Genomic DNA, 18,469 nt, shown 5'->3' on the forward strand with positions numbered 1-18,469 from the left:
CTCGGCGCGCCATACGGCCCCGCGGGACCTGGAATACAAAGAGACGGTTGGACTCAACAGCCCGGCGCAGCAACGAACACTAAGAGCCGAAACCTCAATCTCACGCCCTCCCAAAGAAATTCGATGCCGCCGCCAAATGTGGTTCCGCGGGACGCGCGCGGCTACCGTAGATAGGCTGATCTGTAGATAGTTCACCTTCATCCAGATGCCGCGAACAACCCTTCACTCCGAGAGATGTTCGCGTTTCATAACATTCAGAAGGTTTGCGAAGCGCGCGGCCAGATGCTGGGCTTTCGTTTTCGGAGTGAAACGGCCCCAGCAGGGGCTGATGGCTGGGCCGTCATTCCAATGCGCCAGGCAGGACTTGCAGATTGGCGCCAGCATCCAACGCGCCTAGCGACCTCCTGTTCCTATTCGCGCTTGCTCGAACAGTGGCCGGACATCGGTGCCGCGGTGGCCGCAAAGCTGACAGGTAAATTTACGCTCCAGGTCGGATAACCGAACGTCATCGCCCCAGCGATCAGCGTCGATCACTTCCGAATGCGCGCATTTGTAGTCGCCGCAGTAGACGATCAGCCGGCGAGGGCCGCCCGACATCGCATTTCCCCGAGCGTGATTTTTGCTGGCGCTGCATGGGAGCAATTTTACCAAGAATCCCCTCCGCGAGCGCCATTAGAAAACGGGCTTGGGGGCGATACAGCCGGGAGCCTCAGCTAGACGCTTATCGGGACTGCTAGGTCCCAAAGCAACGCCAGCCAGGTCAGACCGCCGACGAAAATGATGACCCAGTTATCGTTGCCGCGGCAAAACAACGCTCTACCCAATCCATAGCAATGCCCCTTGTGCCTCAGGGAAATCGTGACTCCTGATCGGATTTGCCGTCCGTCCGGTGGCCGACAGACGATGCGAGTTTTTCCCCGGTACGATTGATTGCGTTCCGAGACGGGACGCTCAAGGAGAGGGAGCGGTCCCGGGCGCACACCAGCTCCGCACCGGGGCCGTTCTTTGAGGCTCGAACTGAGCGACTAACCAGTCCCCATGCGTCCGCGGAAGAGGCCGCAACGATCAAGTCAAAATAGACCGGCGAAGCCGCCGCCTGCCTGATCCTGATCCAACGAAGCGGAGGGATTAATGCAAAAGGCGCCAATGAATTGGGAAATTGTGTTCTGGCTTCTATGCGGAGCCGGTGTGGTGTTGGCTATATGGCAATACGGCAGGATGGTCAGCAGCTACACAGATTGAAAATCCGCGCCTGGCGCGTGTCGTCCACTCACCGCGCGCCGAGCCGCTGCTTTCAGGGGCTGCCCACCCGGTCATTGGAAGAAGGGCTGGTGCTGAAACTGGGCCATAGGAACGGACTCCGGAGCAAGTCCTGCTGACATTCCCACTATGCCGCCGCCGGGGGCCTCGTCGCCGAATGGCCGGAACCATGATCATGTGGCGTTTTAGTTACGTCGCGAGCTGAACCTTTCTTGCTATGACGCGTCTTCTGAGCATGGATCAAGATCGGGAAAAACAAGCGATCGAGACCAAGCTAGCGCGCCTTCGGGAGTTAGCTCACGAGTTCACGTCTGGCCCGACTGACGAACACATCCGGGAGTTAGAAGTCGAGTCGAACTGGTTGCGCGCCTGAAGTCACTGGATTCCAATCCTCCATGGTAGGCTGATCGGCTTCCTAGCCGTACCCGAGCCGGCGATGGCCGGGAAGTGGCTCGCTGGCTTCTGACTACTCTCCAAGGCCCCGCTGGTTCATGCTGGCGGGGCTTTGCTTTCTCCAATATTGGGGATGATCGCTTTACGTCTGGCGCTCTTGGCGGCGCTGTCGTCGATGATCAGTTTCAAAGCTGAAGTTTCGTCGGCACAGGCAGCGATGCTTTTCCGATCGGCGTACACCATCCACTGATGGCCGATCTCTTTGACTGTATATTCTGTCATTGCGGGCCCATCCACTGTGAGACCCCAGCCAAACAGCGCTACTACGCCACACTGGCGTTACTGTTTTCTTAAAGTTCAGGCTGGACGGATCTCCCGCCGGTTCACGCTGGCGGGCCTGCCCATTGTCGGCGGCCGGACAGACGACGGGCCGATGGAAGCCTATTCTGAAACTTCCCCGGCAACGCTCCCAAGCCCCCCGCCGGGGGTCTCTGTGTCGGCGGCCCCGGTGCGTTGCGTATTGCCGGAGCCGCTAACCGGTCGGTTCAAAGCGGTATGCACATCATGGATTGCCGACTCCATCGGTGATATGGGCCGCAAGGGGGTGATGGCTGGGATGTTGCCGGGCACACGTTCCGAACGCGCAAAGCTTGCTGCCATCCATCGCGGACACAAGCCCCTTCAGACGTGCTGCTGCACCCGACTCCACATCCGCCCGCGGCCAAAGCTGGTTCGGCAAGAGCAAAAGCTGCAAAGAAGGCCCCAAAGCAAGCAAAGCGGATCATCATGGCGGCTCCTCGATGTCTTAAGTGCACGGATCAAATTGGCGCCGTGAATACCATGCTCTGGCGGGCCGCTTGCAAAACGGCCCCAGCCAGGTTTCTAGCGCAAGCCGGGGCCGCCACTTTCTCCCGGTTCGTCTCCACAGATCCCCCGGGAGCGATGGAATCGACTCTCGGCAAGGCTGCAGGTTCCTGAGGACAGGCCCGGCCCAGGGCTGGCGGGCCTCCGCGCTATGCTCACTATTGGGCAGACGCTGCCACCTTTTCCCGCTTCTATCGGTACGCCAGATGGGTACCCACTACTCCGTCTGGCAATTTGAAATGGGAATACTTTAGATGGCCTCGGCGCACCGCCGCGCGCTGGGGCCATTTTTATTCTGGATCGTTCACCTCGTACTCAAACGCCACGCCCTCCGGGTGGTTTTCCTCAAACCATTTTCCGCGGCGTCCTCGCTGGCAAAGACTTTGAGGTGATCGGGGTCGCCCGCGTCATGAATATGCTCGAACACTTGACGAAGGCCGCCCATATCGAACCACTGCCCGCAGCCGGGCATTTCCTGTGATGATCAACTTCGGTCTTGGCGATGCCGTCAGCGGCCTTACCCGGTTTCGTCATCCACGGCGCCTATAACCTCGTATTCAAACACGACGCCTTCAGGATCGTTCACCAGAAACCACTCATCGGCAAGGTCCGAGTTTGCAAACACCTTGAGATGGTCACGGTCTCCGACCTGCTTGCTGGTATCAACCTAAATCCAGACCGTTTTCATTGGTCTCTCTTTAGCTTCCGGCGCCCCCAATGATGCTTTTTCCCTGGCTCGGTAAACTCGCGGACATGGCCGCGGTTCAACGCCCGCATGACGCCGATCCGGGCCAACATCGTGGGGCCGTCGTTCTCTGCAACGAGGATTAGCGCCTCAATTGCAGCCTGCCATTCCGGCGCGGAGTGTTCGGCCCTCGACAGCTTCGTGATGTGGTCGGCGGCGTCCCTCAAAGTCACGAGGGATCGTCCACGCGGAAGCGGAATAGGATCGTCAAACGGGGTGGACCAGGGCAGTAAAATACTCAGGCAATAGGTTTCTGGCGTGCCAATGAGGACACCAAGTCCGAAATGGCACCAGCGCGGGGCTATGGGCGCCGGGGTCGCCATTTCAACCGCCGACACTCGGGCATGAGCCATTCGGCGGCAACTACCAAGTTATTCCCGTGAGTGAAGGTCCACCGTATTCTTACGGAGAGAATGTTCCGCATGCAGTGCAGACACTGGTGAGCATCAGAGTTTTAATGTTCTCGATTCAGCACGGCGGCAATACTCATTTCAGCAGGGGCGAAATACGCATTTCGGCGCGGTGAAAATACTCCCGAACTGCCCGGCACGTTTGCCGGGCTTTTCGTTTCGGAGTGAAACGGCCCCAGCGGGGGATGGCTGGGGCCGGCATTCCAATGCACCAGACGGCGGCGCCTGGCACTTAGTTTGAATGCGCTCAACCGTGAACCGTTCCAATCCTCGCTTGCTCGAACAGTGGGCGGACATCAGCGCCCGCCGGTTTGCCCGGTCGCATGCAAAGCGTGGGGTCCGGATGCGCCGCGCCTTGCGGCGCGTCAACGGCTACCTGAAAGCCATGATCGAGGCCATCGCCGACTCGAAGGTGCGCCGGATGCGGCACGATCTGGAGCTTCGCGGCATTCGTTTCGATCCGCCCGGCAATAACTGGGTGGTGCGTCACTCAGCTTCGATGGAGCGCCCTTCCATAGGTCATGCCGTCGGGCGGGCCGGCTGACGGGGGAGACGGCGGGCTGGCTGGCGCCGGTCACCGCCGCAAAGGCCCGCTTGAGACGATCATCGTCAAGCCGGGCCAGATGTTGTTGCAAGACCGCGGGGGCGCGTTCGTTCGGTTGCAGGATCGCTGCGCAAAGCTCCACGCTGGTGCGGCGAAAGAATTCGAGCTCGGTGCTGCCTTCCTGCCGCGGATAGAGCCTGTCGATTTCGCGGGCGATCCGGAGCACAGCCAGCCGGTCGGCATTGTCCAACGTCATCGCATAGCGCAGGACTGCCAGATGCCAGGCACGCAACGTGCCGGCAAACCACGCCATTCCATGAACCTCGAAACTCATCCGGGCCGTGCCTAGGATTGGACCACGGAATCTTCGTGAAGACGAGGTCCGTGCCAGCGCTCGACAGGACAGCCGATGTTCTCATCGCCGATCTCCGCGATCGCGCTTGCGACTTCCGATTTCGCATCGTCGGGCAGTTCGACGATGGGCAGGCGGGTGGCCGGGGAAATGAAGCCAAGCAGGAAAAGTGCGTATTTCAGGGCCGCCGGGCTTTCCTTCGTCAGGGCGGCCGTCAGCGGCACCAGCCGGTCGTGGAGGTATCGCGCGGTCTGCGGCCGCGCCAGCCGGCAATTTGAAAACACGGCCTGGCACAGTTCCGGCGCGACGTTCGAGACGATGGAAATGCAGCCGTCCCCGCCATTGGCGATGAAGGGCAGCGCCGTCGCGTCGTCTCCGGATAACAGCCGAAACCCGGCCGGTAGAAGCCGCCGCAAGCGCAATAGCCGCGGGATGTCGCCAGTTGCATCCTTCAACCCGATGAAGTGTCTCGAGTTGGCGAGCCGCAATAGCGTGTCGTCGGACAACTCGCGCAGGGTCCGGGATGGAACGTCGTGCAGGATGATCGGCAGCGCGGTCGAGATTGCAATCGCCCTGAAATGCGCCTGGATTCCCGCCTGCATCGGTTTGTTGTAGTAGGGCACCACCGAAAGCACCGCATCGGCGCCGGCTGCTTCGGCGCGCTGCGACAGCTCGATCGCCTGGCTGGTCGAATTGGATCCGGCGCCGGCGATGACGCGGACGCGGCCCCGCGCCACTTCGACGGCGGCGCGGATGATGCCTTCCTGTTCCGCGGGCGTCAGCGTCGAGGCTTCGCCGCTGGTTTCGCTGACCAGGATGGCGGTGACGCCGGCATCGATCTGGCGCTCGCAAAGCTTCGCAAGGGCTCCCAGATCCACGGCACCGTGTTCATCGAACGGTGTGGGAACATCGGGTATGTAGCCCGCCAGCCAGGTGGCGGGAGTTGAAACTGACGTCATGGGGATTTTACGCCGCCTTTTCCATCTGGCCAAAGCCGTGCCGGACGGCGGAAAGCACGAAGCCCTGCTGGCACCTGACACCGGCTTCGATCCGAAAGCCCATTTGCTCCAGTTTTCCCCGGATGCGCAGGCCGGCACCGATTTCCCGGGAATCGATCAGGACAGCGACGGTGGCGCTGGTGCCAAGGAATGGCGATAGTTCGACGAGAGCGGCTTCAATCGCCTGCAGGGAATTGTTTCCCGCTATCAGGCCGACCGGATGCTGTCCTTTCGGAATCCGGCAGGTCGCGGCGGTGGCTGCCCCCCGGGAGCCACGCCGCCGCAGCGCAAGATAGAATTCCATGCTGCCGCTGCCGGCAACGATGGCGCGATGCAGGCTTGTCAGGCGTGTGAGGCCAATCATGGTATCGACCACCTGCTCCCGGTTAGAAACGGAATAGGGCTGCAGCATCGTTCTCTTCCTTACAGTGATGTCCGTTCGGCTGGCTACGCGACGCGACCCGCGGGAATGGCGCCGGAGGACGCGGGCGCGCCGCCCATGTCGAGTTCGATGTCGCGCGCCAGTTCGATGATCGTTTCGGGATGATGACCGTTCTCGAACAGCGCGTATTTGAAGGCTTGCGCGCGGTTGACGAACAGGCCGCCATAAAGCCCGTTCTGTTCCTGGGCGACCCATTGGCCACGCTTATTCCTGCCGATAAACACGATTGCAGAGGGAGAGCTACACGATGGAGGTTCGACGAGCTTCACGTTGGTATTCCTTCCGGTGGTGAGCCGCGCGCAATCTCCGAAACCATGGCCGCATCCATCGCGATATTGTTGTTTTGCACGAACTTTGCGGATGGGTGTCGTTGGTCGGGAGACGGCTTGACTCATGTCGCCAATATCTTCCCGGCGGGATATGAATTCGAGAGCGGCGGGATGGCGTTCACATAGGAGCCGTATAGGATCTAGCGCCGGATGTTCCAAACCGGGACGGTTCAGATGAAACCGATAACCAGGCTGCACAAAGCTGAGTAGGCCATCATTTCATCCCATTGGTTGAGAACCGCGTCGAATGGCGGCTCGCGCCGCATCGCGCCGACGACGGCGCTGAGGATGGCGGCCATCCACAGCAATGCGACGAGGCTTCTGCGCTTCTGCCAAATCCGATGCTGCCGAACGCCGCGAAAGCCAGGAGAATGGCCATGCGCAGAAAAAAGCGAACCAGCACTGAATGCCATACTCGCACTCAAAGTATGGCCACGTCTCGGCGAGCATTTTCTGCTCCATCTTATCGACGTGAAGTAGTTTCATGGCTTTGTTTACGCTCCCCGATGTGTCTCTTTGCTCGCGGTGGCGATGACGTTATCGTCCTTTAACCTAGGCCCATTCTCGCGCCGAAAAGCAGTTGGCGTAACTCCAATCAATTTTCGAAACATACGGTTCAGTTGGGATACATCGCTAAACCCCACCGCGAGCGTCACGTCGGCAATCGACAGATCGCGCTTTGACAACATCTCTTTTGCGACGGTCGGACTCATGGTTCACGATCAATGAGGCTCGATATGGCGCTTGCTGCGAAATCACCGACAAAGCCGGACTTCAAGGTACCATCGCTTTGTGAGGCCTCGCCTGAATACGCCGCCTTGATAGCGCGCAGGGAAGGGTTGTTTGCTCAGAAGGCAACGACCGAAAAAGAAATCGCCGGGCTAATCAAGGCGCTGCGTACTGTGCCGCCCGCGGAGCGTCACTCAAAGGCGGTCGCGGAACTGGTCGGGGATCATATCTCGCAAAGTGAACCTCCGCGTCCTTCGCGAGAGCGGCTGAATGAACTTCAGCAACATCTTAATGCTATCGATAAAGCTACTCGCGTCGTCGACGTCCTAATCTCGCTCAGCGCGACATCGCCAACGCTGCCAACGAACTACACCCTCTTTCGTCGCATTGGTTCGATGAAAACCAATGGCTCGGCGCAATGGACATTGTTTGTTCAGAGCGGGGATGAATTCCTTTGGGCGGTCGCCGTGCAGGATTTGAGCACATCAGGCTCTGCTCTCTATGGGCCCACGTTATCAGTTCCTACAGGAGTGAGCGTCTGGGCGCTCCACAGCATCCTGATCAACAATGCAATCACTACCGACAGCGCCATCGTATATGCGCAGGTCGCGGAAAACGATCCAGGTGCTATCAACGCCTTCCAAAGAGCTGTGACGCAGCAAGTAACTGCCATATCTGTTAACGGCGGGTGGCTCCAGACAAGAACCGATACCAGCGCTACGATAAGAATTCGTGTCGGCCTGGCTGCCACAACCGTGATCGTGGGAACCAGGGGTTGGATCGATCGTCGCGGGCGTGACAACTAGCTGAGCCCCGCGCCCTGACTGGCAGCGGACGCGATGCGACGAATTAGTACGCGCGCCTGATCCAACAAAGCCGCCAAGCGGGGGCTCGATCGCCTGACGGCTTCGCCGGTGCGGGCCGGACAATTTGGGGGAAACTGTCCGGTGAGGATTATCGTAGGCAGTCTGATTGGCCTCGCAACTGAAGTCGCTCGTTAAGCTGAATGTTCGCGCTGCGGGTTAATTCTGGAACCGCGAGGCGCTCAAAATGGCGGTCAAAGCAAGAAAGCCGGATACCGGCCGCAAGCCGATCGGCCGGGCGTGACGCGAATCGCCGCTCGCTGAAATGGAAGCCGCCGGCAGGTGTTGGAAGTAGGGCGGCGGGAAGCGCTGCGTTACAACCCGTCGGGTCGATGTCTTTAGACATCGATCGCCGGTGTTTGCGGCAAATGATAAGGTGGGACTAAGCCGCTTCTGCCAGTGCCAACTCGTCGTCTTTGGCGCGCTTCTTGAGGCGGTCGCTGAGGTGGATTTCACCTTCTGCGATCGCGGAGTTTGCCTCTTTGAAAACGCCCGCGGTGATAGCGAGTTCTGCAGGTATCTTCTTGTTGATAGCCATCCAGGATGCGACTTCTGCCCAATCATAGAGGGGGGTGTCGGAGGTCACCCGGGCGACCGGAGCAGGGAAATCCTTACCGCGAGCGCCCTTCGCATAATTAGAGATTGCAGCGCGAGTCATTTCGGTTCGCGTCGCAATCTCTGTGAGGTTTACGAGAGGATCCGGCTCAATGCGGTCGACCTTTGCACCTGCGGCACAAACATTCTCGACCGCTGAAGCAATAGCCTCCTCGATTGAATCGGCCTCTCGGGCAAAGTCGATGATCGTATGGCCCTTCTGAAAAGCCACCAGAGCGTCATCACAACCCGCGTCATAAAATCGATCGCCGAAATCATCCGCAGTCGGGTCAACGCCGGATGCGATGATGCTGAATTCAAACGTTTTCATCCTTGACCTCCTTCTGCTTTATGAGGGCATCTGTCGACGGCCCTCATGATCTGCTTCGCATGGTTGCCGGCGTTGGCCGGCGTTCCATTCACCTGTTGAGCGCAACCATCCCGGTCGGCATGTGGACAAAACAATCGTCCCCAATGCCCCATCTTCCGGAAGGTCCACCCATCGGCCTCAGCGTACCTGACGGCGGCTTCAACCTCTTTCTTTGGGTGCGATGGCCTAGCCATCACGCATACAATGTATGTCACCGTTGACAGGTGTCAACAGAAATTTGAACTGATAGTTCCGACAGTAAATCATTCGTTAACAGCCTGTTTTTACTGGGAATTTCGGATGCGCTTCCCGGAATCAGCCTTTGCTGGCGTCGGTGCCCGATCCTCGACGATTAACGCGATTCCGCGCTCAATGTCGCGGTGATTGAACCACGACCCAATTCTAGTGATGGGAAGTGGGTCACGCTTTAGGCGCGCCCACGGCCCAGCCATCGGGCTACACCTTCGGCTGCCCTGTGGCGGGTGGCTTGTAGCCGCCCTCCAATTCCGGCTGAGCGTCAAACGGTGGGCAACATTGTTAAAACATCGGCTTTGCGGGCACACATTTTGCTGCCATCCATGCCAGCATCTTTACGCTTCCGCCGGCCGCGAGCCTCTTTCGTTCCTCGGGCTTCATAACGTTCATTGATAGGTTGCCGGAAATTCTGTCGATGGTGCCAAAAATGGAAGTTGTGCTGCTTTCGAATCCGAATGTGACCTGCGTATCGTTGATTTTGGTGATCGAGTAGGGATGGTAGAGAGGCGGCTTAAACGTTCCGGCATCAAAATCGATAATCGCGCTATCTCCGTCGATAGCCATTGAGTTGCTCTCAGGAAAACTAAGGCTGCCTTTGCATGCAAGTGTAATTGGGGCGGCCTCCGTGGGAGAAACCAAAGAGATCAAAATCCCTATTGCTGCTGCTGCTGCTGCTGGGGCTCTCATCGATCCCGAACCGTTCTAGGGCGTACACCTGTAGCGATAGGCGCGCGAGCCGGTCTCATCTGCCCACGACCACACCATCGAGCCGCTTGATCGATCCAGAACGATCGAGGTTGGAACTCCTAGTCTGATTGCCGCCATGCTCATTTTTGATCCAAGAAAATAGACTAGGATTTTATCGTCTGTCATTCCTTTGGCTGGACGATTGCGATAGCCAAAATAGACCTCGTTACTCGTTCCCATCGTCTGGGCAACACGCAGCTCGACAACTGGTAAATCAGTGTCGACGTGAAGCTGGTTCACATCCTTTTCGCGTTCCGGCCCGGGGCGCTCGCTTCCTTCGAATCGACATGCGAGAGTGAGTTTTTCCGCACCGGCGACCGACGATATGGTGATGGAAAGCACAAGCCCCAGAAGTGCAGCGGTCTTCATTCGTGCTCGCCTTTGGACGATCTTCAAGCTCCTGCGGGCCCCTGTGCGACCTGAACCACATGCCGCTCGTTCCCGACAGTGATTACTATCGTGTAGGTCTTCTGCCCGCCAGCTTGGTCCGTGGGTGGCGCAAGGTGCAGTTGGCCGCCGTACCACTCGCCGGGCATGAGGGTGTTGTCTTTGATGACAGCTTGCTCGAGCGCGGCCATGTTGCGCTGACCCGCCTCGATCGTCGTCGCTACCATCGCCTCGTTTTGCACAGCTGCGTTGTTCTGCGCAATCACGGCGGCGGTGGGGCTGTAGAACGTTCCGGTCCGGCCGCTGGGCGTCGTGTAGCTTCCGCGGCCCGCGTTTGCAGCGCTATATGAGTTCCCGGCGACGGCGAGGCCCGTCAGAATAGCCGCGGCTACCTGGCGGTTTTTCTCCTCCTGGAGCAGCATTTCATAGCTGACGACCTGCATGCTGTAGTCGGTGCCGGCGACGTGCTGGATCGCCTCGACTTGCGCGACCCGGAAATCTACGGGCTGGCGTCCAAGATTGTTGATGCCGACGACAAACACCGGCCGGCCGTTGGCCTGAAGCTGGCGAGCGGCCGGCTTGACCAGCACGAGTGAAGTCTTCTGCCGTGAAACGAGGGCGGGTTGCCCGTCGCGCATCAACGCCTGTTGCTGCGGATTTGAGGCCTTAAAAGAAACGGTTTCGCCGTTCGATACGCAGCCGCCCAGCGCAGCGCAAAGCGCCGCAATCGATAAAATACGCATTGATGAAATCTCCCCACTGCCACGCACATCCAAGCGCAACTACTAGGGGAGGGCAAGGTCAGATTCGCGCGACTCAAGAGCAATTCGCCCCGACTGTGGAAAGTCGGTGACAGCAGGCGCCACGGGCCTGCCGCGACAGCAGGGCCAAAATCGACCCAAGGCCGGTTGTTTTCTGGGGAGCGGTTGGAGATGATGGTTGGTCTTGAGGGAGCCGCCCAACTATGCCCGCCTATCTCGTTCGCCTGATCGACACTCGCGACCTTGTCGGATTCTATTTCGCTGCCGAGCCCGATGCTTTGGTCACGATTATCGATGAGTGCACAGAAGCTGCCGATTGCGAGTATGCCGAGCTGCCGGATGGTGGGATTAGTTGGGAAAGCCCGGCTATCTCGGTGCCAATCGGGATCGACAAAGAGGACCCGAATGATATCGAAGACACTCCCGAGGTGCCTTGGTCCGGCGCGTCGCTTTCTGAAAGCTGGTGGAGTGTGCTTTACGGCTACACCGATGATCAATGGACGCCGTTCTTTCCAGATCGCCCGATCGAACCCAGACCCCCGGCGCCACGACGACCGCTGGGCCCGGGGAGAGTTGTGAAGTTCAGGAGGCGGGGCCCCTAGGGAGGCCGAATGGTTCATCGGCTATGGCTAGCTCCCCTTGCCTTGAGGCCGAGGCTCTACAAGCCGCGGGCATTGGCTATGTCAGCGGCAGCACTCGTTGCACAATTGCGCCGAGGCAAACGAGCACCACGAGCAACTTGAGCAGATTTGCTAGTCGGCTGTCGGTGGCGAACTTGTCGATCGCCCAAAAGCAGATTGCGCCGACGACGACGATAATTAGAACCCCGATCAAAACTGAAATCATGTCGCCCTCGTTGTAGTGTTGAACGTCATTTCCTCTTCGCCTTCAGCCCCAGCTCTACAAGGCGGCTAGCAACTAGCTTCACTGCGGTCGATCGCGCCTAACATTTCGAAACTCCGAAGGACCTTTGATAAGGCGCCGCCGGCGTGTCGCCTTTTCCTCGTCGCTTGTGTTCGGCATCTGCTTGCCGATCACGTCGGTAGCCAATTCCACCGCACGTTCGGCGCCTTGCTTAGCGGTCGAAAGTACACGAGGTTTCTTGGACGAGGTGGATTTTGACAGACCGAGCTCGACCAGCCGGCGGATGGCTTCTGGGCGAGTAGCAATATCGTGCGCTTCCCGCCATTCGTCGATCGCGGACAGTTCAGGATCCTGCCAGCGCATACCGATCTGCGTGCCTCTGCCAGTGGTCGGCGGACGGCCGCGCTTCTTGTTCGGGGTACCCCTAATTGACTTGCTCATAAAAATGGGGTACCACAAAAGCAAGCCGAGGGGAAGTTGCAGCTTGCCCTCGGCTCTAACCCGAGCCAAAAAGGACAGCTATCCAAATGACCCAAGGCTGACCGCGTGCATAGCACGCCACCCATAAGCGCGCCCATAGGTCAGAGCGCCCCAGGCGCTTCACCATTGTGCCCAGCGTCCCTGATTCCAGCCAGCCGTCCAGACGCATTCCAGCCCGCCGGCGAGCGCACCGAACCGGATGCGCTTCCCACGGATTCGTTGACTGGGACTGGGTCAACTCTGAGCAGGAGGCTCCTCATGAACATGCTTGTTACGGCCGCTGGAGCGGTTGCCTCGTCCGTCGCACTTCCGTCGCCCTCACTGACGGCGTCACCATCCAAGAACCCGGATGCGATCGACGCCTCCGCACCAGCAGGAGAGCCTGAAGCCCGCGGCCTAAGTCTAGCCGAATTGCGCAGGGAGCCGTTGGTCCACGACTGGTCTTTTCCGGAATATCCGCCGGAGATCTTCGGAAAGCTACCGGAGGGATTCGTCCTCGAAGAACAGCAGATCGAAATGCTCTGCTTTTGGCATCGCAAGGCCCTTGAGGCGGTGGACCAGCTAGAGAACCCTTCGGACGAAGAGCTGAATGCCCGCTGCGGAATCAAGAACCGGATCTTTCAGGCCATCTTGTCGTCCCGCCCGTCATGACCCGGACAAGTAGCTGCTCAGCTTAGAGCGGTCGCCGCTGAAATCGAAAATCTCAGCACGCCGAGCCGACGCTATCGGCATTGCGCGAACTTGCAAGCGAACTATCGGAGCTGGACCACTTGAGCTTTGAAAGCGGTCAGCTCGGCCGATATCTCTCTGGGACCGCCGGTGAGGCCGAGCTTGCGACCGCCTTTGTGCTGCCCGAGCTTCGGCGTTTGGCGCAGGCTGTGAAAGACGGTCACGCCGCGATCCCGCATCGTCCTCACGACCCTGAACCAGCCGAGGCGATCGAGCAAGCGCCACTGATGACAGTCTTCATGTGGAAGTCCGCGAGATTTCGCGATCATGCAGGTGTGATAAGGATCGCGCGGCAGGCCACATGGGTTGAGCCAACCTTCGTCGCTGACGTCGAATACCGCGACATCACCTCGGAAGGTCTCCTGAGAGCTAGCTCGTTTAAGGGGCTGTTTCGGAAATAGGATTGAGAGAGGGGATTGGTGCGCAACCGAACGGATCGTCACTTGTGCGCAATTTCGTCTGCTTGAGCTGCCGTGTAAGATATTGCCATTGTGAGTAGGTGCACAGCCGCAGTCCCTAGCTGCTGCATCTCCTCATCAACCGTATAGGCGGTAGAGGCACGGCGGTATGCAATGGCTACCGTTGCGTACGCATCAGTGATCAATGCCGCTAATTGATCGTTGTCATCGATTGCTTGGGGCTCACGCACTCTAACGACCTTGAGGGCAGCTTCCGCGGCCGCTTCAGCGAGTTGCACATTTTCTAACGTCGGGTCAGAAACATCGGGCTGACACGCTGCAGCCGCTGCAGCGATCACTTCGTAATACTGTTGCTTTCGCGGGCCATCCGCAGACAGGTAACTTTTCAATAGGCGGCGGGCCCTTGCTTCAAGGTGCTTGCGATCCTCTCGGATCGTCTCTCGCTGCCTATCGGGCTTGAACCAACCAAACACCGTTGTCTCTTTGCACGGGTTTCGAGCCGTTCAGTAGACGATGACGCCGCTGCAAAGTTCCGCTACGGGCCACTCTCCATTTCAAAGTAGGCCACGAGAATTTCGGGAACAAGCGGCAATGTTCCGGAATTATGCTCTGCGTCTGGAGGAACTGGACACATGCAAGGCGGCCTCAGCGCGCTTTCCCGAGATGGCGCTGGGGCCGTTTTGACGCTCACGGTAAGCAGAAGAAATGAACAGGCCGCCAACTGACGCGGCCTTACTTCGTCTTGACCTTCTCAGAGACCGAGGTTCGGTCACCGCACTTGCATTAGAAATGTGGAAGGTTCGCCCGGTCGGCGGGTCCAGCATGCTCGAGGCGGAGCACAAAGATCAAAGGAAGCCCCGCCAAGAAGTTCAAGGGCGTGCGGCGTGAGAAGAAGGTCGGGAAAAAGAAGAAGGCACGAGCCGGCGGCCGGCGTTAAACCTGACGAACCGAAACGGCCCCGGCGGGGGGATGACCGAGGCCGCTGTCACGGGAATGTGCCGGGGGTGGACCGGCACGGGGAATAAATGCGCAAGTGCTAAGCTCGTTCCGCCTTCTTCCGACTCCAAATTCAACTGTTAGAGTCGGATACCAGACGGAACGCCGGATCCGTTTGCTGGCCTCGGCGTTCTCAGTGAACACAAAGGTCTAGGACTCCTAATTGAAGGACCCCTAATCGAGAGAGGTAGTCATGCAGCGCCGAGTCCGCTCCAAAGCTCACTCTTTTGAAGATCGAATCGCAGCCGAAAAAGCCAGAATAGAAGAGAAGCTGGCTGGCACTCCGCACGGGCCTGAGCATGAAGCGTCTGCTACGAAGGTCAGGCAATTAGACACAGCGAGCCGCATCGACGATTGGCTGCGGTCGCCTGGGCTGCAAGGTGAGAAAGGCGCACCCATGCACGCCTATCGAGCTTACATGATCGGCTGGAACGGCCATATAGTCCGTCGCGTGGACATTGAATGCGACGATGACGAAGCCGCCAAGCAGCGCGCCAAATTGCTCGTGGACGGTCACGACGTAGAACTATGGAACGGCGGGCGGAAGATCGCGGAGTTCAAGATGCCACAGTGAGGCGACTCCCGCCGTCGACTTTGCTCACGCGAACAACTCGGCACCTTTCGGCGTGAATGTTACGAAAGTGCCGGATTCGTGCATAAGCCAGCCGCGCTCGATCGCGAGTTTGACGCCTGCGCCGTACTCGGCAGGGCTGCCGCGATCACGGAAGAGAAACGGCTCGTTGATTTTTTTTCGATGTGGATGCGCCCTTGAATCGGCTCGACCGCAGGCGATTTCGACGATTCGGCGAGCGGCTTTTTCCGGGTCGGCATAGGGGCGAGCCGTGGCGTACTTCATGCGGCGGCCTTGTCTTCCTTGTCCACACCTCGCGCGACGATCCTGATCGCATCGTCGGGCAACGGCCGCTGCAGCGCCTTGGCCTCGTCCCATGGCGCCCGCATCCAAACGTCGCGCTCCTCGTCGCTCATCAGGATGACTGGCATAGCTTTGGGATGGATTGGTTCGACAACAGCGTTCGGTGACGTGGTGAGAAAGCCATAGACCAGATGCGGTCCGGGAATGGGCTTCGACCTAGTGCCGCGATCGCCCTTGAACTCGGTCCAAATGCCCGCAAAGCAGGTTAGCGGCCGATCATCATTGATCGCGAACCAGACGACGTCCTTCTTCTTGGTCTCCGGGTTCGGTTCCGGCGCATACTCAGCAAAGCTGTTGAACGGCACTAGGCAACGGCTTTCCGGCTTCAGCCAGCCTCGCCAGTGCGGTGACGAAGTATTGCGGATATTGGTCACTGGCGGCCCTCCTGTGCGGGGCGGTGGAGGCATGCCCCAGCGCATCATGACTAACTCGCGCTCGGTGCCCGCATTGCGAATGATCGGCGCCGGATAATCGGGAAACACGCCCGGCATCGGCGGCAGGTTGCCGACATAGCGGTTCATCACGCGGAAGAGCGCGCGGATGGCTTCTTGGTTTGTGGTGATGCTGTAGAGATTGCACATCGAAGCCTGCCGCGAAGGCTCGTTCTTGCGCTAATCTCTATTACTATGCAGGTCACTTAGCTTGCGCATGTAGTAGCCCTGCCTCTGGAGCGCGGAGCTGATCTCGTCGCTGACTTTGATGACCCTCTTTTTGCTTTTACGCCATTTTCCTAACGCCGCGATGGGCGGCATCGGATATCCCTTCTTCACAACGAGCAGATCACGTTTGGTGTTCAAATACACGTCCATCATATGCTTCTCTCCCAAAGCGACTGAACATACGTTTGTGAGCAAGAGCAATGGGCATCAAAAAACAACACCGAGCCAGTATTCTGCGCTCACGATTTACCACTGGCAAGTGCGCACGGCAGAGGCGCGCGGTTCAAAGACTATTCTAATACCTCGCACTCGAACACGACGCCTTCAGGATCGTCCTCGAACCACTTTTCTGCGGCATCAACATTGCCAATACTTTGACGTGATTTCGTCTCCGATCTGCTTGCTGATGTTGACGCAAACGAAAATAGTCATTGGTCCCTCTTCAGCTTGCGTCGGCTGCCGCCGAAGCTATCTGGTCAGGATCGCCAGCATGGCCTCACACGCCTTCTCGGCTTCGGCGTACGTCTTAAAGGGTGATCCGCCCACCCTGATCGCAGGCTTGTTAATATGGATAGGGCGCCATGAAGCTACAAAGCCGGGCTTGCCGTGAAATCCGGGCCCACCGCTACTCTCGTTGCTGATTACGAACGAAAAGCCGTGCTCGCTCGCGCTCCATATCTCCAGTTGCTCCGTCGCAGGACCTATGCGGCTGAACTGCAGGGCCATTTCACCCTCAATGGAGGTGGTAAGTTGGCCCTGACTCGACGCTTCTCCGCTTCCACGGTTCCAACCTTTCTCGCAGCTTTTTTCCCGGCGCTGCCGCGGCTGGCTTGACCAAGTGGGAGTGCCATGGAGACGATGTCATCTCTAGGGATCGTAGATTGCGCGTCCGGCGCCATACCGCTGTAATTGCCAGTCATGAGCACCAAGAAACGTGAGGTCATATGGAGCGGCCGGATCATGGGCGCGAAGATGCGCGCCGAAACGGCCCGCCAAAACGCAAGGAAGGCCACGCAAGAGGCGGATCGAGCCGAGGCAAGAAGCGTGGTCGGTCCGCATGGAAGGCTATGGCGGCCCGGCTCAGCCGTCCCCAACGATAGGTCAATGCCTGAACGGCGGTTACGGCTGGCTGGAGATCGAATGCTGCCGATGCAAAACACGGGCGAGCCTGCCGCTTGATGCTATCCGCAGGGCGCGCGATACGCCGATCTGGAAGCTAGAGCCGTCCTTCCGGTGCCGGTCCTGCGGCACGCGCCGTTACAAGCCACCTGTCCGCATGATCAAGTTGACTGAGCAGCGGGAGATTTCGCCCTATAAGTGGGTGCATCCTGATGAGGAACGATAGGGGTCAAATACGGACGGTGCCTAGATCACGGAAGTCATACGAGACTCCTCACTAGCTTCTCGATGTAGTCATTTACGGTATCGGCAAAGTCGCATTGAGAACTGGATGATCCGGCTGCGTCACGGTGAGCTTTCACTACCGACCGAACGCTTTCCAACGCATCCCTTTGAAGGGGCGCGGGCGTCACAGCCACCAGTTCGTTGATGGCATTCTCTGCCAGAGGGATACCGTTCGTCTTGGCCTCCGCGATTAGCGGCCGCAGAACGGAAGTGCATTTGTGTACGTTTTCCATCCGCCGAATATGCTCCCGGCCCGTCCCGTTTTCCAGCCCTCCAAGGCTGTCACCATCAAACTGACCCACTACCAGATCACTTCGGGCGATACCCCTTCGCACCCGTGTGCTTCGCACACCCGCCATAACGGGGCCGGTACGACGCCCGGCCCCGAAGCGAAGGCACCGGGACGGGTTCAACCGGCGCGGTTCTGATCCGCAAAAGAAAATGCCCCGCACTTGCGGGGCACTAGTCTCGCCTACTTCTTCATGGTGCCACCGGGCGATGCAGCGTCGCCCTTTTTTTCTGCCGCGCCCGCCGTGCCCGCGCCCTGCGTGCTCGCATCTTTTGCAGAGGGCATGGAGGTTCCGGTGGTTGCGCCGGTCCCGTCCTTCCGCATCGATCCGTCCTTGTCCATCTTGTCCTTAGCTGCAGTCGAACCTTCCTGAGTTGCCGATCCGCCGGTCTGGGCCGATGCACCGACGACGCCCAACGTCGAAACGGCGGCAATGCAAGTTGCAACGAGAAGAGCTTTAATCATTCTGAGCTCCTGCTAGGTTTCTCTCTCAATAGGAACGCACATGAGGGAACGGCGTTCCAAAAATCAAAAATTGGAATTACGCATATTTAAAAGCTAAACTGGTTGAAGCATCACGAACACGACACGATCCGCAAATCGAGATCGCTGACTTAGAATTGACGCAGAACCGGCGTTGACTTGTGGTGCC

At 58.7% G+C, this 18,469-nt stretch carries 24 protein-coding genes and 1 pseudogene; 8 read left to right on the top strand and 17 right to left on the bottom strand.

All coding sequences use genetic code 11. From position 1 onward, the window contains the following. Window positions 1-1,749: 1,749 nt before the first annotated feature. A complete protein-coding gene (locus CP49_RS15020) occupies window positions 1,750-1,935 on the bottom strand; it encodes a hypothetical protein (RefSeq protein ID WP_057851005.1) in 186 nt (61 codons plus the stop codon). 1,990 nt (window positions 1,936-3,925) lie between these two features. Here CP49_RS15020 and CP49_RS15030 point away from each other — a divergent pair. Then, window positions 3,926-4,216: a hypothetical protein gene (locus CP49_RS15030; RefSeq protein ID WP_156438428.1), complete on the top strand. Its 291-nt coding sequence runs from the start codon at window positions 3,926-3,928 to the stop codon at window positions 4,214-4,216. Further along, window positions 4,194-4,565 carry a hypothetical protein gene (locus tag CP49_RS15035; RefSeq protein WP_057851007.1) on the top strand — a complete coding sequence of 124 codons (372 nt, stop codon included), beginning with the start codon at window positions 4,194-4,196 and terminating at the stop codon, window positions 4,563-4,565. The genes CP49_RS15030 and CP49_RS15035 overlap by 23 nt, the downstream gene beginning before the upstream one ends. Here CP49_RS15035 and dapA read toward each other — a convergent pair. The 5 genes from dapA to CP49_RS42795 all read right to left on the bottom strand — a co-directional run bounded on the left by dapA (window position 4,562) and on the right by CP49_RS42795 (window position 7,050). Then, window positions 4,562-5,527 (bottom strand): 4-hydroxy-tetrahydrodipicolinate synthase, encoded by a 966-nt coding sequence (gene dapA, locus CP49_RS15040; RefSeq protein ID WP_057851008.1) that lies wholly within the window; start codon window positions 5,525-5,527, stop codon window positions 4,562-4,564. The two genes, CP49_RS15035 and dapA, sit on opposite strands and share 4 nt — an antisense overlap. Before the next feature lie 7 nt (window positions 5,528-5,534). Then, window positions 5,535-5,978, bottom strand: coding sequence for a hypothetical protein (locus tag CP49_RS15045; RefSeq protein WP_057851009.1), 444 nt, complete (start codon window positions 5,976-5,978; stop codon window positions 5,535-5,537). 35 nt (window positions 5,979-6,013) lie between these two features. Next, on the bottom strand, window positions 6,014-6,277 hold the full coding sequence (locus CP49_RS15050) for a hypothetical protein (RefSeq protein ID WP_057851010.1): 264 nt from the start codon (window positions 6,275-6,277) through the stop codon (window positions 6,014-6,016). A gap of 230 nt (window positions 6,278-6,507) precedes the next feature. After that, the gene (locus CP49_RS15055; protein WP_338060356.1) at window positions 6,508-6,750 is read right to left on the bottom strand and encodes a hypothetical protein; all 243 of its coding nucleotides are present in this window, start codon (window positions 6,748-6,750) and stop codon (window positions 6,508-6,510) included. 81 nt (window positions 6,751-6,831) lie between these two features. Further along, window positions 6,832-7,050: a helix-turn-helix domain-containing protein gene (locus CP49_RS42795; RefSeq protein ID WP_082646030.1), complete on the bottom strand. Its 219-nt coding sequence runs from the start codon at window positions 7,048-7,050 to the stop codon at window positions 6,832-6,834. A gap of 24 nt (window positions 7,051-7,074) precedes the next feature. On the opposite strand from CP49_RS42795, the gene CP49_RS15060 reads away from it, so the two are divergent. Beyond that, on the top strand, window positions 7,075-7,872 hold the full coding sequence (locus tag CP49_RS15060) for a hypothetical protein (protein WP_156438429.1): 798 nt from the start codon (window positions 7,075-7,077) through the stop codon (window positions 7,870-7,872). A 439-nt stretch (window positions 7,873-8,311) separates the two neighbouring features. Here the strand turns inward: CP49_RS15060 and CP49_RS15065 are convergent, their stop codons facing one another. The 4 genes from CP49_RS15065 to CP49_RS15080 all read right to left on the bottom strand — a co-directional run bounded on the left by CP49_RS15065 (window position 8,312) and on the right by CP49_RS15080 (window position 11,025). After that, the gene (locus tag CP49_RS15065; RefSeq protein ID WP_057851012.1) at window positions 8,312-8,854 is read right to left on the bottom strand and encodes a hypothetical protein; all 543 of its coding nucleotides are present in this window, start codon (window positions 8,852-8,854) and stop codon (window positions 8,312-8,314) included. A 576-nt stretch (window positions 8,855-9,430) separates the two neighbouring features. Further along, window positions 9,431-9,712 (bottom strand): hypothetical protein, encoded by a 282-nt coding sequence (locus CP49_RS15070; RefSeq protein ID WP_057851013.1) that lies wholly within the window; start codon window positions 9,710-9,712, stop codon window positions 9,431-9,433. Window positions 9,713-9,850: 138 nt separating this feature from the next. Further along, window positions 9,851-10,264 carry a hypothetical protein gene (locus CP49_RS15075; RefSeq protein ID WP_057851014.1) on the bottom strand — a complete coding sequence of 138 codons (414 nt, stop codon included), beginning with the start codon at window positions 10,262-10,264 and terminating at the stop codon, window positions 9,851-9,853. 23 nt (window positions 10,265-10,287) lie between these two features. Beyond that, window positions 10,288-11,025 (bottom strand): hypothetical protein, encoded by a 738-nt coding sequence (locus tag CP49_RS15080; protein ID WP_057851015.1) that lies wholly within the window; start codon window positions 11,023-11,025, stop codon window positions 10,288-10,290. Window positions 11,026-11,246: 221 nt separating this feature from the next. On the opposite strand from CP49_RS15080, the gene CP49_RS15085 reads away from it, so the two are divergent. After that, window positions 11,247-11,645, top strand: coding sequence for a hypothetical protein (locus tag CP49_RS15085; protein ID WP_057851016.1), 399 nt, complete (start codon window positions 11,247-11,249; stop codon window positions 11,643-11,645). A gap of 76 nt (window positions 11,646-11,721) precedes the next feature. On the opposite strand, the gene CP49_RS44640 is transcribed toward CP49_RS15085, so the two are convergent. Both CP49_RS44640 and CP49_RS15090 read right to left on the bottom strand, forming a co-directional pair. Then, on the bottom strand, window positions 11,722-11,889 hold the full coding sequence (locus CP49_RS44640) for a hypothetical protein (protein ID WP_156438431.1): 168 nt from the start codon (window positions 11,887-11,889) through the stop codon (window positions 11,722-11,724). A 78-nt stretch (window positions 11,890-11,967) separates the two neighbouring features. Then, window positions 11,968-12,270: a hypothetical protein gene (locus CP49_RS15090; protein ID WP_057851017.1), complete on the bottom strand. Its 303-nt coding sequence runs from the start codon at window positions 12,268-12,270 to the stop codon at window positions 11,968-11,970. Window positions 12,271-12,645: 375 nt separating this feature from the next. On the opposite strand from CP49_RS15090, the gene CP49_RS44645 reads away from it, so the two are divergent. Beyond that, complete coding sequence (locus tag CP49_RS44645; RefSeq protein WP_156438435.1) at window positions 12,646-13,038, top strand: hypothetical protein; 393 nt, start codon at window positions 12,646-12,648, stop codon at window positions 13,036-13,038. Between the two features lie 80 nt (window positions 13,039-13,118). Beyond that, entirely contained in the window at window positions 13,119-13,517 is a 399-nt protein-coding gene (locus CP49_RS49605; RefSeq protein ID WP_057851019.1) for an ATP dependent DNA ligase, read from the top strand. Window positions 13,518-13,555: 38 nt separating this feature from the next. On the opposite strand, the gene CP49_RS15105 is transcribed toward CP49_RS49605, so the two are convergent. Continuing rightward, entirely contained in the window at window positions 13,556-14,008 is a 453-nt protein-coding gene (locus CP49_RS15105; RefSeq protein WP_057851020.1) for a hypothetical protein, read from the bottom strand. Between the two features lie 716 nt (window positions 14,009-14,724). Between CP49_RS15105 and CP49_RS46010 the strand changes: the two genes are divergently transcribed. Further along, complete coding sequence (locus CP49_RS46010) at window positions 14,725-15,105, top strand: hypothetical protein (RefSeq protein WP_063791696.1); 381 nt, start codon at window positions 14,725-14,727, stop codon at window positions 15,103-15,105. 24 nt (window positions 15,106-15,129) lie between these two features. Here CP49_RS46010 and CP49_RS15115 read toward each other — a convergent pair whose 3' ends face one another. From CP49_RS15115 to CP49_RS15125, 3 genes are read right to left on the bottom strand one after another with little or no spacing between them, the layout of a single operon-like run. Then, on the bottom strand, window positions 15,130-15,387 hold the full coding sequence (locus CP49_RS15115) for a hypothetical protein (protein ID WP_057851021.1): 258 nt from the start codon (window positions 15,385-15,387) through the stop codon (window positions 15,130-15,132). Beyond that, the gene (locus tag CP49_RS15120; protein ID WP_057851022.1) at window positions 15,384-16,046 is read right to left on the bottom strand and encodes an SOS response-associated peptidase; all 663 of its coding nucleotides are present in this window, start codon (window positions 16,044-16,046) and stop codon (window positions 15,384-15,386) included. Before CP49_RS15120 ends, CP49_RS15115 begins: the two co-directional genes overlap by 4 nt. A 30-nt stretch (window positions 16,047-16,076) precedes the next feature. After that, window positions 16,077-16,277 (bottom strand): hypothetical protein, encoded by a 201-nt coding sequence (locus tag CP49_RS15125; protein WP_057851023.1) that lies wholly within the window; start codon window positions 16,275-16,277, stop codon window positions 16,077-16,079. Between the two features lie 765 nt (window positions 16,278-17,042). Between CP49_RS15125 and CP49_RS47340 the strand changes: the two are divergent. Next, window positions 17,043-17,469, top strand: a pseudogene (locus CP49_RS47340) (hypothetical protein). Window positions 17,470-18,000: 531 nt separating this feature from the next. Here the strand turns inward: CP49_RS47340 and CP49_RS15140 are convergent. Beyond that, a complete protein-coding gene (locus CP49_RS15140; RefSeq protein ID WP_057851026.1) occupies window positions 18,001-18,282 on the bottom strand; it encodes a hypothetical protein in 282 nt (93 codons plus the stop codon). Window positions 18,283-18,469 lie beyond the last annotated feature (187 nt).

Source organism: Bradyrhizobium valentinum (genome assembly GCF_001440405.1).
GTDB classification, from domain to species: domain Bacteria; phylum Pseudomonadota; class Alphaproteobacteria; order Rhizobiales; family Xanthobacteraceae; genus Bradyrhizobium; species Bradyrhizobium valentinum.